Here is a 14,291-nt window from a genome sequence, read left to right as displayed (position 1 = left end):
TGTCAGCACCGTCAGCGCCCCGTCAGAACAGCTCGTCCTGCGTGCTCCTCGCTCTCGCGCACTGCCGGGTCGGCACGGTCAGTTCACCGGAGCCGGCACGCACCAGCTCCCACCCGGTCACCAGCCTCGTGTCCAGGACCACAACGCCGCCCCCGGTCGCCAGATGCAGATCCGGCCCGGCGGCCGCCACGAGCTCACCGTTCACCGAGCCGCCGGCGACCAGCTCGGTCACCGCCAGGGCGGCGGGCGGCAGCCGGTCCAGCCCGAACACGCCCACGTGATCGACGGGTTGGTACGGCGCCCGGGTGAGCGAGTCCGGCCAGCCGGTCAGCTCCACGGCCCGCGCGTGCAGCTCCCCGATCTCCGCCGCCCGCTCCTCCGCCGACGCGGGCAACGCGGCCCGCACCGCCCGCTTCTCGGCGTACGGGATCCGGTCCGGCACCCCGAGCGCGGCGCGCAGCAACTCCTCGGTTCGCCGTGCGGCCATCAGCGGCCCCGTGCCGAGCCAGCTGAAGCAGACGGCCCCCTGCTCAAGCAGCCGCGCCGAGCCCCGCTCGGCCGCGGTGATCCCCACCTTGACCATGCCCGGCCCGAACCACGCCAGATATACGCGGTACGGCCGAGGATCGTCCGCGATCGTGTCCGCGGCCACCGAGTGCGCCCGGTCCAGCCGCGCACACTCCTCGCACCGCGCGCCCGTACTCCGCCCCGGCACCGCCGCCCGCACCGAACAGGGATGCCCCCGTGCCCCCACACATGTCCGCGCTCCCCCTTCCGCGACCCCGAAGGCCACCCGCTTCCCCCACGGCAGCGCGCTGCTCCGCCCGCCGTCCCACATGAGCACGGGACCGTCCGCCGACCATCGCAGCCCCGTGCACTTCCATGCCTGTGCCATCACTCATGAGAGTAGGCGGCACCACTGACAACGCCCTCCCGGCGCCCTGGAGGCGGTACGGTACGCAAAGGCCCGAAGCCGCAACCTTCCATTGCGACTTCGGGCCTGCGTGCGTCGTCCGTTATGGCAGGGCGTATACCGGCGTACCGTCCGACGCGCATCCCGTCTGTCGGATACAGCCACGCTTGATCAGCATGCGCATACAGTCACGCACACGGTCGAGCGTCAGCCCCGTGCGTGTGGCGACGTCCTCGAGCGGGCACCATGCCGGACCCCGCACCAGCGCAGGCGCCAGGTACGCCGCCACCGCGTGCACGTCCTCCGTGACCACCAGGTTCCTCGCCCGCCAGCCGGCCAGCAGCTCCTGAGGCGTGATCACCGGGGCCTGCGCCTCGGGCGCGGTCGGCCGGAACCGTTGGGCGAGGAGGTCGAGGGTGTCGGCGATGCGGTGGAGAGCTTCGCCGATGGACCGCTCGGTGGACCGGGACTGTTCCTTCATTCCCGCCAGATGGTCGTTGATCCGGCGCATCTCCGCGACCCGCTCGGCCTCTACCATCGCCAGCGCCTCGTCCGCCCGAATGTTCCTCTCCTCCAGGCGAACGATGGCGTCGGCGACCTGCTCGGGCATGACGTACGCCGTGCCGCCGCTGGGGGCGGGCTGCACGGGGGCCGGGTCGAGTGAGTACGAGCCGTCACGCTGAATGGTCTCGATGACCTCGGACACCCAGCGCTTGAAAGGTTCGCACTCGGGTTTGGTGCAACCGTTGACAAGCTGGATGAGCCCCCGGAGATTCACCATCTTCATCGACTTCTGTAGCCGGTGACCTGCAAGTTTGCGCAAGGTGTCGGCTGTACCGACGCCTTGTGCAATCTCACTCAAACTCCTTTGCAAGCTGCCGTCGACATGCTGTCGCAAAGCATCGCGGGTGTTCGAGTAACCGAGGCTGCCTGCCACGTCCGCCGCCGGGAACCAGTACTCCCCATCCGGCAACGTCAGCCTCCGCACCCGCGCCCCCGTGGCCGCGAACACGAAGTCGTTGATGTCGATCGCGTCCTGCTTCCGTGCCGCCGACTGCTCCGGCGGCGTGTCGTTCCGCTCGTACATCGAGCATCACCTCCACACCGGAAGCTATGAGCACATACAGCCAACTACCGTTCGCACGGGGTACGTTCACTCGAAAGGTGACAGAGGTACCGATTCTGCCAACTCGGTACCCACCCCTTCCGGCACCACGACCACCGCACGCCGCCGCCCCCGCCCCGCCAGCCGGCACCCCACGCACCCGGAGTGCCCCTCCCGCGCCAGCGGATCACGGACCCGCATCCCCCACTGCTCCCGGGGCCGCACCCCGGGCGGCTTGCCCCAGCCCGAGAGGTGCAGCCCCCAGGTGACGAAAACACTGAGGACAACAACCGCCAGCCCCCCACCCACGGCGGCGACCGACCCCGTGCACACCCCCAGCCCCACCAGCCCGCTCCCGGCGGTCGCGATGCCGAAGCCGGTCCAGCCGGCGACCGTGTGACCCTCGTCGTACAGATGTGCGCTCATGTACCCGCCTCCCTCTCCCAGGGCATGCGTAGGCAGCAGAATCAGCTAGGACGTGGGGGACACCGAAGACCCCGCAATCCCTCACGACGTAAGAAACTTAGCAACTAAATCTCTCACGAGCTAAGGGATACCGAAAGATGCCCGGCACGCCGCGCCCACCCGCCACCCCGGCCCAGGCGCTGTCCGCGATGGACCACCTCATCGCGGCCCACCTGATCGGACAGCAGGAACTGGCCCGGCGGCTGGGCCTGAACGTCACCGACCTGACCTGCTTCGCCTTCGTCCTAGAGGCCGGCGACGACCTGCTCACGGCCGGTGACCTGGCGGCCCGCGCCCACGTCACCACCGGCGCGGTCACCGGCATCCTCAACCGCCTGGAACGCGCCGGCTACGTCACCCGCCGCCCCGACCCCAGCGACCGCCGCCGCGTCCGCGTGGCCGCCCTGCCCGAGGCGGTCGAGCGGGTCACAGCCGTGTACGCGGGCCACTACGCCCGTCTCAACGCCCTCTTCGCCGACTACTCACCCGCCGAACTCGCCGTCGTCAACGACTGGTTCACCCGCGCCACCGCACTCGCCCACGAATACCTGGAGAAGCTGAACAAGGGCGAGCCCGGCGGCGGTGAGTGCTGAGCGGACCGGCCGTCAGCCGGTCGGCCTCGTCATGGCACGGATCTCGCTGTACGGCGAGTAGTTCCCGGCCGCGTCATAGGTGCGGGCCCGGTACTCGTAGGTGCGCCCGTCGGCGGGCAACTGGTCGCAGACGGTGACGAAGGCCGGGTCGCGGCGCGGGTCGTAGCCCTGGTGCACGACGACGGACCAGGTGCCCGTACCCGCCTCCCGGCGCTCGATCTCGAAGCCGGTGAAGTCGCGGATCGGGGCCGGCGTGTAGTCGTTGGCCGTCGCCCGGATGCCGCCCTCGCAGGAGCCGGCGAGGAGCTCCGGGGCGGCGGCGGGGGCTATGCCGTCGGGAATCTCGAGCCAGAGCTCGTTGGTGGCGTAGGCGTCGAGCCCGCCCGGGTTGTAGGTGGTGGTGCCGTTGTCGTTGGTGACGAGGACGCGGTAGTGGCGCCACTCGCCGTCGGCGACGACCGGAGCGGTGGTCCAGGTGTTGCCCTTGGTGGTGCCGAGCGGCACCCACTTCCAGTAGCCGTCCACCATGTCGTTGCTCAGGACCGTGTAGTGGTCGAACTGCGGCTCGGTGTTGAGGGGCCAGTTCAGGGTGACCTTGTGGGTCGCCTTGTCGTAGGTGCCGGTCAGCTCGGTGACGATCGGCAGGGGCCGGACGATGGTGTCCTTGCTGCCCGACGAGGTGTTGCCCGCCTTGTCCCTGGCGCGGACCTCGTAGTAGTAGGGCGTGCGGTCGTCGGGGTTCACCAGGGGATCGGTGAAGCTGCGGCCGGTGGTCGTGGTGACCTTCGTCCAGGTGCTGGAGCCGACGGGCCGCCGGTAGAGGGAGTAACCCGCCAGGTCCATCTCCTTGTTGGCGGACCAGGAGACAGTGGTCTTGCGGCTCTTGGTGTCGTAGGCGGTCTTGACGCCGGTGGGTGCGAGCGGCGCGGTGCTGTCGTCCTTGGCCGAGGTCAGGGGCGAGTACGTGAACTTGACCTTCGCGGCTCCGGACCAGTTCACGTAGTCGACGCGGACGGTGTGCTTGCCGGAGGGGATACCGAAGCCGATGCTCATGGAACGGGCGGTGTCCCCCGAACCCACCCACATGTCGATCTGGCGGACGCCGTCCAGATAGGCACGGACACCGTCGGTGGCGGAGACGGCGAACTTGAAGGGGCCGCCGGAACCGAAGTCGCGGGTCACCGACCAGCGGACACCGAAGTTGTTCGACGGCACGCCGGAGACCGGGCTGCCGGACCAATTCTGGTCGATGGCGCTGTCGCAGTCGGTCTTCACCGGGGAGCCGGAGAAAGAGGTGTTCTTGTAGAACGTCCGCTTGTAGACGTTGGCCGAGCAGCTGACATCGGCGGCCGCCGCCTGCGGGGCGCCGGCCAGCAGACCACCGAGGACCACGGCGGACACAGCAGCACCGCTCCGGGCGGCGACGAGACTCTTGTGGTGCACGGAAACCTTTCACACTGTGCGAGGGAGACGTACAGCGTGGAGACCCATGAGCCGAGGGGAAGGTTGCGCGGCCCACCCTGCCGCCCGACCCCGGAAACGCCAGAGGCCCCGGAATGATCCGGGGCCTCTGTTCTGTGCGCACTCGGCAGGATTCGAACCTGCAACCTTCTGATCCGTAGTCAGATGCTCTATCCGTTAAGCTACGAGTGCTTGTTTTGTTTTTTGTCCCCGTTCCCGGCCCTTCCGGCCCGCTCGCGGCGACAGGAAGAACATTACATGACTGCCGCCGCCATGTGAAATCCGTTCCGCACACCCCTTGTGACCTGCGGAAATGGTGGTGTCGGGGGCGATACAGCACCGAAGCCCCGGTCCGTGTGGACCGGGGCTTCGGTGATCAGGTGCGGAGGCGGAGGGATTTGAACCCTCGATGGGCTTTAAGGCCCAAACCGCATTAGCAGTGCGGCGCCATAGACCGGACTAGGCGACGCCTCCAGCACAACCGCTCACGCGAGCGCGCGAGTGGTGCGTGCAGATGATGACACAGTCGAGCGTGCTGTCACCAATCGGCTCCCACGGTACTAGGCAGGCGGGCTGCAGGGCAAAGCCCTTCCGTGTCGGCGAGCCGGTCGGGGCGGGCGGGGAGCGCAACGTCCGGGCGGCAGGAGCGTTGGGCAGGGCATGTTGCTGGTCATCTCGCGGAGGGTCGCGGCGGGCGTGGCGGGCGTGGTGGGTGTGGCGGGCCGGGTGCCCGTCGCCGCCGTGGCCGTCACCGTCGCCGCCGTCTCCGCCACCGCCCTCTCCGCCGTCGCCGCCGCGCCCGCTCTCGCCGCCGCGCACACCGCCGCGCACACCGGCGTCTCGGCGCCCCCGCCCGTACGTCCCGAGGACCGGGCCGCCGCCCCCGCCGATCACCTCACCGTCACCGTCCGGCACGCGGGCGGTGGCCGGGACGGGCGGTACCAGCTGTCCTGTCACCCGGGGGCCGGCAGTCACCCGGATGTGAGCGGTGCCTGCCGGACGCTGGACCGGAACTCACGGTGGGGGCGGGACACCTTCGCGCCGGTCGCGCCAGGTCAGATGTGCACGATGTTGTACGGAGGTCCGGCCACCGCTCATGTGACGGGGATCTGGGCCGGGCGGCCGGTCGACGCGACGTACGACCGGAGCAACGGGTGCGAGGTCGAGCGGTGGGACCGGCTCGTTCCTCTTCTGCCCGACCTTCGCGACCCGCACGACCTGCGCGCGTAGCGAACCTCGTAGCGACCGCCCACAGGCTTTTCGTGGCGGAATCCCCGGTCCCGTAAAGGTCCTGCGAAGGTCTCGCGGCCCAAAGCCCGAGGCAGAGCGGAGACCGGGGCGGGCGGTCACACGTTCCCCGTCACTTCGTCGTGCGACCTCCCTCTCATCCGGCGTCGCGAGCGCAAGCGCTGCCCTTAGACTCCCTCGCGTGACACGCTGCGGGCCGGTTGGCAAGATGGCCCGAGCGGTCGGCAAGGTGCGGTAACAGGGAGGAAGCGTTTCGTGAGCAGCAGGCCATCCCGAGGCGCTGCTCGCCTCGCAGCCATACTGGACGCGCTGCCCGATGCGTTGGTGCTGGTCAACGCCAATGGGACCGTCGTCAACGCCAACACCATCGCCCTGGAGGCCTTCGAGACTCCGGGGACGGCTCTGGTGGGGCGGGGGCTGCTCGATCTGCTGCCGGAGTTCGACTCCAAGCTCATCCCCGGCTCCATGCGGCGGCCCGACCACATGGACCCGCAGGGCCGGACCAAGCCCACGCGGATGGTCGCCCGGCGGACCGACGGGACCGAGTTCCCGGTCGAGGTCACCAGCGCGAACCTGGAGAACGGGCAGCAGGCCTACGACGGTTACGGATACACCGGCGACGAACTGCTGATGCTCGTCGTACGCGATCTGTCCGGCACCGTCGACACCGAGGCGGAGCTGGCCCGCTCACAGCGGCAGACCGAGATGATCCTGCGGGCCGCGGCGGAAGGTGTCGTGGGCACGGACACGGACGGGCGGATCGTGCTCGTCAATCCGGCCGCCGCGCAGATACTGGGCTACCGGGCCAGTGAGCTCGGCGGCAAGGAGCTGCACACCCTCGTCCTGCACTCCCGTGCCGACGGTTCGCCCTTCCCGTACGACGAGTCGCCGCTCGCCGACACCCTGCGCTCCGGGCGCAAGCACCGGGTGCGCGGGCAGGTGCTGTGGTCCAAGTCCGGGGACGAGGTGTCGGTCGATCTGACCACCGCGCCCGTGCGCGACGGCGACCAGCTGGTCGGCGCCGTGATGACCTTCACCGACCGGCGGCCCTTCGACGCGCTCGCCGAGGAGAAGGCGGCCCTGGAGCAGGCGCACGCCCAGGAGCTGGAGAAGCTCTCCGAGGAGCACGCCTCCGACCTGACCGCCCTGCGTCAGGAGCACGTCACCCGGATCGAGGAGCTGGAAGAGCGGCACGCCGAGGAGCTGGCGGCCGGCGAGGAGCGGTACGCCGCGCTCGGCGAGCGGGAGAAGGACCGCTACGAGGCCCTGGCCGGGCGGCACGAGCAGCTGCTCACGCTGCTCGCGCGCTCCCTGCGCGGGCCGCTGGACGAGCTGCGCCGGGAACTGGCCGCGCTCGCCGCGGACGACGCCGGGCAGCTGTGGCCCGAGGCCAACCAGGTGCTGCACCATCTGTCGGCGGGTTACTCGCGCATCACCCAGCTGATCGACAACGTCCTCGGCTACCAGCGGCTCGACGCGGGCACGGAGGACGTCGTCCGTACGAAGGTGATGCTTGACTCGGTCGTCGCCGCCGGCGTCGACGGGGCCGTCGAACTCATCGGGCCGGGCCGGGTGCAGTTCGCCGTGCACGCGCCGCCCATCGAGGCCGAGGTCGACCCGCAGCGGCTCGCGACCGCGCTCGCGCATCTCGTCGCGGACGTCGCCGGCGTCGACGCCACCGGCAACGCGCCCGTCTCGACGGGCGGTTACATGGACAACACCGTCGTCGTGGCGGCCGCGCAGCGCGGTGAGGTCGTACGGATCGAGGTGCGCGGACCGTACTCCGGGGGAGACCCGGTGCACGAGCCGATCGTCCGCGGGATCGTACGGGCGCACGGTGGTGTGCTCCAGACGCACGAGGTGCCGGGGATGAGCGGCAGTGCGTATGTCCTCGAGGTGCCGATCGGCGGCGGGGCGGGGGCCGTCCCGGCCCCGGAACGGGCGCCGGGTGCCGAGGTGGCCCTGGTGGGCGGTGCGGACGCCGAGGCGGAGGCCGCCGTCGAGCACGGCTCCGGTGGCGGGCGGCGGCGGGCCCGGCGGGCCTCCACCGACGCCTTCCTGGAGAGCGAGGAGCCTGGCGAGTCCGACGGTGACGGGACGGAGGCGCCCGCGCCTACCGGGCGGCGCCGCAGGCGTGCCCTCGATGAGCAGGCGCAGCCGGTGTCGCCGGTGCAGCCGGTGGTCGAGGTTGCGGAGGTGTCCAGCGGCACCGGACGGCGGCGGGGACGGCCCGCCGAGGGCGCGGGTGACGGGGCCGTCGGTGTCGGTGGCGCTGGTGGCGCCGGTGGTGATCAGGGTGTCGCCGAGGGGGCCGTCGTGACGGCGGCCGAGCATGCCGCGGGGGCCGCGGCCTCGAACACGGGACTCGGCGGGACCGTGCCGCCGCAGGGCGTGCCGGCGCCCGGCGGACGGCGTGCCCGGCGTGACGACGGGGACCGGCAGGCGCTGCCGCCCGCGCTGCCCGCGGCCGGTGCCCAGCCGGGCCCCGAAGCCGTCCCGACGGCCGAGGCCGAGCAGCCGACCGGGCGCCGTCGCCGTGCGCTTGCCGCCGCGGCCGAGCGTGCCGCCGCGCAGGAGGCGGGGGCCCGTACGGTCTTCGCCCTGCCGCCCGCCGAGGCGGACCGCCAGGCCGAAGGGCCGGACGGGCAGGCGCAGGCGCAGGCGCAGGCGCAGGGATTGGTGCCGGTTCCGGGTCAGGTGCAGGTCCCGGGGCAAGTCCAGGTCCCGGGGCAGGTGCAGGCTCCGGCCGTGGATCAGGCGGTCGACGAAGGCCGGCACGACGCCGTCGCGCACGACCAGTCCGAGGACCACACCCCGCCCCAGCCGCATCCCACCAGCGCGCCGACCGGCCGCCGCCGACGGGCCGTGGTCCCGCCGCAGCAGTCGCCGGAGGCCACCGGCACGCCCGCGCCGGGTGCCGCCGTACCCGTGCAGGCCACTCCCGGCCAGGGCACGGCTCCGGCGCCGGGAAACTCGGTCCAGATCGCCCCGGGCCAGCCGGTCGCGGTTCCGGCAGGGCTGGGTCAGACGGTCCCACCGCAGGTCACCCCGGGTGAGCTCCCGGCAGCCGCCCAGGCCGCTCCCGCCCAGGCCGCCGCTGTCTCCCTCCCGGCGCAGAACACCGGGCCGCTGCCCGCCGCCCAGCCGCTGCCCGCGGAGGCCGTTCCCGGCCAGGCCGCTGCAGGTCAGCCCGCGGGTCAGGCACCCGAGGTCCCGGCCACCCCAGCTCCGCCCCCCGCGACCCCGCCGACTCCGGCTCCGACTCCGCCCCCGGCCGCGGACGTCGCCGTACCGCCCAATGGAACGCCCGACGGAACGGCCGCCCCCGCCGCGGTGGCCCCCAACGGCACCGCCACCCCGGCCCCCGGCACCCCCCTCCCCCCGGAGCACGCCGCCGCGCCTGCCCGAGCCGCCCAGCCGTTGCCGGCCGAGGCGGGTGGCGTGCCCGCCGACGTGAACTCGACGCAGGGCCGGGGCTTCAGCGTGCGGACGCTGGGGCAGGGCGTGCCGTTCAGCAGGCAGGCCGCGCAGGTGCAGCAGCCGACGGCCACGCCGCCCCCGCACCAGCCGGGCGGTTCCGGGCGGCGCCGCAAGCTGGGCACGCCGCCCGACCCGGCCGCGCGTCCTGAGCCACGTTCCGAGCAGCGTCCGGACCAGCGCCCCGAGCAGGGTGCCCGTCCGCATCCGGCCGCCGAGCAGACACCGGCACAGCCGGTCGCGCAGCCGGGAGCGCAGCCCGTCGCACCGGCGATCGCACAGCCCGTCGCACAGGCCGTCGCGCAGCCGGTGGCGCAGCCTGTCCCCCAGCCTTCCCTGGCCGGGCAGTCGCGGCTCGCCCCGGCCACCGAGGGTGCCGGACGGTCGTACGCCATAGGCGCTCCGGACGAGAACGCCGCCGAGGGTCCCGAGCCGCTGGACGGTCCGGGCGGGGCGGTCGAGGTCGCGGACCCCCCGCGCCCGCAGCCGATGGACGACGAGTTGCCGCCGGAGCCGCTGGACAACCCGCGCCGGCTGCTGGTGTGGCCCGCGCCGGACGTCACCACGCAGCAGGCGCTCAGCGACCGCGGCTACCGGCCGGTGATCGTGCACTCGCGCGAGGAGGTCGACGCGCAGATCGCGGCCTTCCCGGCAGCCCTGTTCGTGGATCCGCTGACCGGGCCGATCACCCGTACCGCGCTTCAGTCGCTGCGGCAGGCGGCGGTCGCCGCCGAGGTGCCGGTGCTGGTCACGGCCGGGCTCGGGCAGGCGACGCGCGAGGCGGCGTACGGTGCCGATCCCGCGGTCCTGCTGAAGGCGCTCGCGCCGCGCGACAGCGAGCAGCACCCGCCGCGGGTCCTCCTCATCGAGGAGCACGCGGAGATCGCCCTCGCCCTGACGGCGACGCTGGAGCGGCGCGGGATGCAGGTCGCGCGGGCCGCGAGCGACGCGGACGCGGTGACGCTGGCCGGGCAGCTCAGGCCGAACCTGGTCGTGATGGACCTGATGCAGGTGCACCGGCGCCGGGCCGGGATCGTGGACTGGCTGCGCACGAACGGGCAGCTCAACCGCACCCCGCTGGTCGTCTACACCGCCGCCGTCGACCAGGCCGACCTGCCGCGGCTGGCCTCGGGGGAGACGGTGCTGTTCCTGGCGGAGCGCTCCACCAGCGGCGAGGTCCAGGCTCGGATCGTGGACCTGCTGGCCCGCATCGGCACCAACTAGACCGGCTGGCCTCTGGACCGGCCTCTAGATCGGCCTGGCGTCTAGAGCGGCCTGGCGTCCAGAGCGGCCTGGCTCAAGGGCCTGTCCGGCCCTAGCGGGCCACCAGCCTGCGGGCCGCCTCCTTGATGGAGGCCCGCAGGCGCTCGCGGTCGCTGTCCTCGGGGCCCGCGAGGATGCGGCGCATCTGGGGGACCACGACCATCCAGTTGGTGAGGGCGGTCAGCAGGATCAGCAGGTCGCCGGCCGGGATGGCGTCGGTGATGACACCCCGGGCCTGGCCGTCCTGGAGGGTGGCGACCTTGCGGGCGTAGTGCTCCTGGCGGGCGGTCTCGTCGGGCAGCTCGGCGGTGCCGTACTCGATGCCTTCCCAGAAGAGCAGGCGCAGCAGTTCGGGATGGGTCGCGTGGTAGTCGAGGAGGCGGTCGACCCAGCCCTCTATGTCGTCGGCGTCGACGGGGACGGCGGCGGCGAGGTCGACCATGCAGGTGCCGAGGACCTGTGAGAACAGCTCCGCCTTGTTGCCGAAGTAGGCGTAGATCAGCTGTTTGTTGGCCTTGGCCTCGGACGCGATGCGGTCGATGCGGGCGCCGGCGATGCCGTGCCGGGCGAACTCGGTGACCGCCGCCTGGAAGATCCGCGCCCTGGTGGCCTCGGGGTCCCTCACTGGTGCCATGGGGCCAGGGTAGCGCTCGAGGCAACCAACTATTTGGTTGACAGGGAATTCCGCGAAGGGGGACGCTGTTCACACTTCCAACCAACCAGTTAGTTGTGAGAGTCGGCTCCAAGAAGCCCTAAGGAGTACCTCCGGTCATGCCGTCAGCGACCACCACCCAAGAGGCGCAGGAGATCCGGGTCCCCGCCCGCGAGCAGGCCGGCTCCGGCCGCCTCCTCCTCGTCCTCATCGCTGTCTGCACCGCCGTCACGGCCGCCAACATCTATCTCGCGGCCCCGCTGCTCCCCCTCATCGCCCACGACTTCGGCACGGTTCCCTCGGCCGTGACCTGGATCGCCTCGGTCGCGCAGCTCGGTTACGCGGCCGGGCTGCTCTTCTTCGCCCCGCTCGGCGACCGCGTGGACCGGCGTCCGCTGGTCGCCCTCCTGTCGGTGGCCACGACGGCCGCGCTGACGCTCGGCGCGGCGGCCTCCGGCACCGCCGCTCTCGCGGCCGCCGTGTTCGTGGCGTCCGCCGCGACCGTCGTCCCGCAGCTGCTCGTCCCGCTGGTCGCCGAGCGCGCCCCCGCCCACCGCCGCGCCCGTCATGTCGCCGCCGTCATCGCGGGTCTGTTCACCGGCATCGTCGCGGCCCGGGTCGTCGGCGGTCTGGCCGGGCAGGCCTTCGGCTGGCGGTGGGTGTTCGCCGGTGCGGGCGCGCTGACCCTCGTACTGGGACTCGGCACCGCCCTCGCCCTGCCGAGGGAGCACCGCCGCCGCACCGGTCCGCTGTTCGCCGGCCTGACCGCCCTGCCCGGGCTCGTCCACCGCTCGCCCGACCTGTGGCGGGCGTGCGTCAGGCAGGCCGGGATGTTCGGCGCCTGGAGCGCCCTGTGGACCTCGCTCGCCCTGCTGCTGACCGGCCCGGCGTACGGCCTGTCCACCGCGACCGCCGGCCTGTTCGGCCTCTTCGGCCTCACGGCCAGCGTGGTGGCCCCGCTCGCGGGCGGGCTGGTGGACCGCTTCGGCGCCGCGAAGGTCGTACGGTCGGCCTACGTCCTCGCCGCCGTCTCCGTGCCGCTGTTCTGGCTCGGCGGGCAGGTGCTCATCGCGCTGTTCGTGGCGGCGATCGCCGTCCACGCGGCCCTGGTCGCCTCGCACGTCGCCAACCAGACCCTCGCCCTGACCACCACCTCCGCCCCCGCGACCGCCAACACCGCCTACGTCGTGGCCGGTTTCACGGGCGGCGCGCTCGCCTCCGTCCTCGCGGGGATCGCCTACGCCCGGTGGGGATGGGACGGCGTCTGCGCGGTGGCCGCACTCTGGCTGGCGCTCGGCTGGCTGACGACGGCCGTACGACGGGTGACGGCCGTCTCCTGAACCTGCCTGGGCCGCTGAGCGCGCGTACGCCGGTGCCGGGGCGTTCCGTACCCCGGCACCGGCGTACGCGCGGGCGCGGCGTCAGAGCTGGGTGACGTCCAGCTCGCCCTCCGCGTACTGCCTGCGCAGCACCTTCTTGTCGAACTTCCCCACGCTCGTCTTCGGCACCGACTCGATGACCGTCCAGCGCTCCGGGAGCTGCCACTTGGCGATCTTGGCCTCCTCCGCGAGGAAGACGCGCAGGGTCTCGAAGTCGGCGGTGGCGCCCTCCCTGAGGACGACGGTGGCCAGCGGGCGCTCGCCCCACTTGTCGTCGGGGACGGCGACGACGGCGGCCTCGGCGACGTCCGGGTGGGACATCAGGGCGTTCTCCAGGTCGACGGAGGAGATCCACTCGCCGCCGGACTTGATGACGTCCTTGGCACGGTCGGTGAGGGTGAGGAAACCGTCGGGGGAGATCGTCCCCACGTCTCCCGTCTTCAGCCAGCCGTCCTCGCTGAACTTGTCGGCGGGGCGCAGGGGTTCGGCGTCGGGGCCGTTGTAGTAGGCGCCGGCGATCCACGGGCCGCGTACCTCCAGCTCGCCGGCGGACTCGCCGTCCCAGGGGAGGCGCTCGCCGCCGGGGCCGGTGAGGCGGCCCTCCACACCGGCCGGGAAGCGGCCCTGGGTGAGGCGGTAGGCGAACTCCTCCTCGGTGCCGATCGCGTGGGCCGGCGGGCGGGCGATCGTGCCCAGCGGGGAGGTCTCGGTCATGCCCCAGGCGTGGCAGACCCGCATGCCGAGGTTGTCGAAGGCCGTCATGAGGGAGGGCGGACAGGCGGCTCCGCCGATGGTGACCTGGGTGAGGGAGGAGACGTCCCGGGGCTTGGCGGTCAGCTCGGCGAGCAGGCCCTGCCAGATGGTGGGGACGGCGGCGGCGTGGGTCGGCTTCTCGCTCTCGATCATCTCGGCCAGCGGGGCGGGCTGGAGGAAGCGGTCCGGCATCAGCATGTTGACGCCGGTCATGAAGGTGGCGTGCGGCAGGCCCCAGGCGTTGACGTGGAACTGGGGGACCACGACCAGGGAGGTGTCCTGGTCGGTCAGGCCCATCGACTGGGTCATGTTGACCTGCATGGAGTGCAGGTAGATCGAACGGTGGCTGTACACCACGCCCTTGGGGTCGCCGGTGGTGCCGGAGGTGTAGCACATGGCGGCGGCCTGGCGTTCGTCGATCTCCGGCCAGTCGTACGTCTTCGGCTTGTCCGCGATCAGCTCCTCGTACTCGTGCACCTGCGCGGTGGCGCCGGCGAGCGGGGAGCGGTCGCCGGGTCCGGAGACGACGATGTGCTCGACCGTGGTCAGCCTGGGCAGCAGCGGGGCGAGCAGGGGGATCAGCGAACCGTTGACGATGATCACACGGTCGGCGGCGTGGTTGACGATCCAGGCCAGCTGGTCGGCGGGCAGACGGAGGTTGAGCGTGTGCAGCACCGCGCCCATGGAGGGGATCGCGAAGTACGCCTCGACGTGCTCGGCGTTGTTCCACATCAGCGTCGCGACCCGGTCGTCGCCCCGCACGCCGAGGTCGTCGCGGAGGGCGTTGGCCAGCTGGACGGCTCGGGTTCCCGCCTCGGCGAAGCTGCGTCGCTGCGGCTCGCCGTCCCCGGTCCATGTCGTGATCTGGGACCGTCCGTGCACCAGCACACCGTGCACAAGGATGCGGGTGACGGTCAGTGGTACGTCCTGCATGGTGCTCAGCACGGCGGTCCTCCCGAGGCGGCATTGCCTACGCGGCAGT

Annotated in this window: 10 protein-coding genes and 2 tRNA genes; 4 read left to right on the top strand and 8 right to left on the bottom strand. The window is 72.2% G+C overall.

The window, feature by feature from the left end; translation table 11 throughout:
• Positions 1 to 22 precede the first annotated feature (22 nt).
• From ACFY01_RS30830 to ACFY01_RS30820, 3 genes are all read right to left on the bottom strand, one after another.
• Positions 23 to 895 carry a DUF2797 domain-containing protein gene (locus ACFY01_RS30830; protein ID WP_390739029.1) on the bottom strand — a complete coding sequence of 291 codons (873 nt, stop codon included), beginning with the start codon at positions 893 to 895 and terminating at the stop codon, positions 23 to 25.
• A gap of 121 nt (positions 896 to 1,016) precedes the next feature.
• Entirely contained in the window at positions 1,017 to 2,000 is a 984-nt protein-coding gene (locus ACFY01_RS30825; protein ID WP_390739028.1) for a Bro-N domain-containing protein, read from the bottom strand.
• Between the two features lie 66 nt (positions 2,001 to 2,066).
• Positions 2,067 to 2,444, bottom strand: coding sequence for an HGxxPAAW family protein (locus ACFY01_RS30820; protein WP_390739027.1), 378 nt, complete (start codon positions 2,442 to 2,444; stop codon positions 2,067 to 2,069).
• 137 nt (positions 2,445 to 2,581) lie between these two features.
• Here ACFY01_RS30820 and ACFY01_RS30815 point away from each other — a divergent pair, with 137 nt between their 5' ends.
• Positions 2,582 to 3,076 (top strand): MarR family winged helix-turn-helix transcriptional regulator, encoded by a 495-nt coding sequence (locus tag ACFY01_RS30815; protein WP_390739026.1) that lies wholly within the window; start codon positions 2,582 to 2,584, stop codon positions 3,074 to 3,076.
• Positions 3,077 to 3,088: 12 nt separating this feature from the next.
• On the opposite strand, the gene ACFY01_RS30810 is transcribed toward ACFY01_RS30815, so the two are convergent.
• From ACFY01_RS30810 to ACFY01_RS30800, 3 genes are all read right to left on the bottom strand, one after another.
• Positions 3,089 to 4,519: a PA14 domain-containing protein gene (locus tag ACFY01_RS30810; RefSeq protein WP_390739025.1), complete on the bottom strand. Its 1,431-nt coding sequence runs from the start codon at positions 4,517 to 4,519 to the stop codon at positions 3,089 to 3,091.
• Between the two features lie 137 nt (positions 4,520 to 4,656).
• Positions 4,657 to 4,729: transfer RNA gene (locus ACFY01_RS30805), tRNA-Arg, on the bottom strand.
• Positions 4,730 to 4,920: 191 nt separating this feature from the next.
• A tRNA-Ser gene (locus tag ACFY01_RS30800) sits at positions 4,921 to 5,011 on the bottom strand.
• Between the two features lie 186 nt (positions 5,012 to 5,197).
• Between ACFY01_RS30800 and ACFY01_RS30795 the strand changes: the two genes are divergently transcribed.
• The gene (locus ACFY01_RS30795; protein ID WP_390739024.1) at positions 5,198 to 5,767 is read left to right on the top strand and encodes an SSI family serine proteinase inhibitor; all 570 of its coding nucleotides are present in this window, start codon (positions 5,198 to 5,200) and stop codon (positions 5,765 to 5,767) included.
• A gap of 273 nt (positions 5,768 to 6,040) precedes the next feature.
• A complete protein-coding gene (locus ACFY01_RS30790; protein WP_390739023.1) occupies positions 6,041 to 10,486 on the top strand; it encodes a PAS domain-containing protein in 4,446 nt (1,481 codons plus the stop codon).
• Positions 10,487 to 10,577: 91 nt separating this feature from the next.
• On the opposite strand, the gene ACFY01_RS30785 is transcribed toward ACFY01_RS30790, so the two are convergent.
• Positions 10,578 to 11,159, bottom strand: a complete 582-nt coding sequence (locus ACFY01_RS30785) for a TetR family transcriptional regulator (protein WP_390739022.1) — start codon at positions 11,157 to 11,159, stop codon at positions 10,578 to 10,580.
• A gap of 137 nt (positions 11,160 to 11,296) precedes the next feature.
• On the opposite strand from ACFY01_RS30785, the gene ACFY01_RS30780 reads away from it, so the two are divergent.
• The gene (locus tag ACFY01_RS30780; protein WP_390739021.1) at positions 11,297 to 12,517 is read left to right on the top strand and encodes an MFS transporter; all 1,221 of its coding nucleotides are present in this window, start codon (positions 11,297 to 11,299) and stop codon (positions 12,515 to 12,517) included.
• 81 nt (positions 12,518 to 12,598) lie between these two features.
• On the opposite strand, the gene ACFY01_RS30775 is transcribed toward ACFY01_RS30780, so the two are convergent.
• Positions 12,599 to 14,254, bottom strand: a complete 1,656-nt coding sequence (locus ACFY01_RS30775; RefSeq protein ID WP_390739020.1) for a long-chain fatty acid--CoA ligase — start codon at positions 14,252 to 14,254, stop codon at positions 12,599 to 12,601.
• Positions 14,255 to 14,291: the final 37 nt, after the last annotated feature.

Source organism: Streptomyces sp. NPDC001480, assembly GCF_042894725.1.
Lineage (GTDB): Bacteria > Actinomycetota > Actinomycetes > Streptomycetales > Streptomycetaceae > Streptomyces.
Note: the sequence above shows the minus strand (reverse complement) of the source record. Positions and strands in the feature narration are given on the sequence as shown.

Excerpts from the sequence above, each read along its gene's own strand:
- ACFY01_RS30830 (WP_390739029.1), bottom strand. The coding sequence starts at position 895 with ATGGCACAGGCATGGAAGTGCACGGGGCTGCGATGGTCGGCGGACGGT.
- ACFY01_RS30825 (WP_390739028.1), bottom strand. The coding sequence starts at position 2,000 with ATGTACGAGCGGAACGACACGCCGCCGGAGCAGTCGGCGGCACGGAAG.
- ACFY01_RS30820 (WP_390739027.1), bottom strand. The coding sequence starts at position 2,444 with ATGAGCGCACATCTGTACGACGAGGGTCACACGGTCGCCGGCTGGACC.
- ACFY01_RS30815 (WP_390739026.1), top strand. The coding sequence starts at position 2,582 with ATGCCCGGCACGCCGCGCCCACCCGCCACCCCGGCCCAGGCGCTGTCC.
- ACFY01_RS30795 (WP_390739024.1), top strand. The coding sequence starts at position 5,198 with ATGTTGCTGGTCATCTCGCGGAGGGTCGCGGCGGGCGTGGCGGGCGTG.
- ACFY01_RS30785 (WP_390739022.1), bottom strand. The coding sequence starts at position 11,159 with ATGGCACCAGTGAGGGACCCCGAGGCCACCAGGGCGCGGATCTTCCAG.
- ACFY01_RS30780 (WP_390739021.1), top strand. The coding sequence starts at position 11,297 with ATGCCGTCAGCGACCACCACCCAAGAGGCGCAGGAGATCCGGGTCCCC.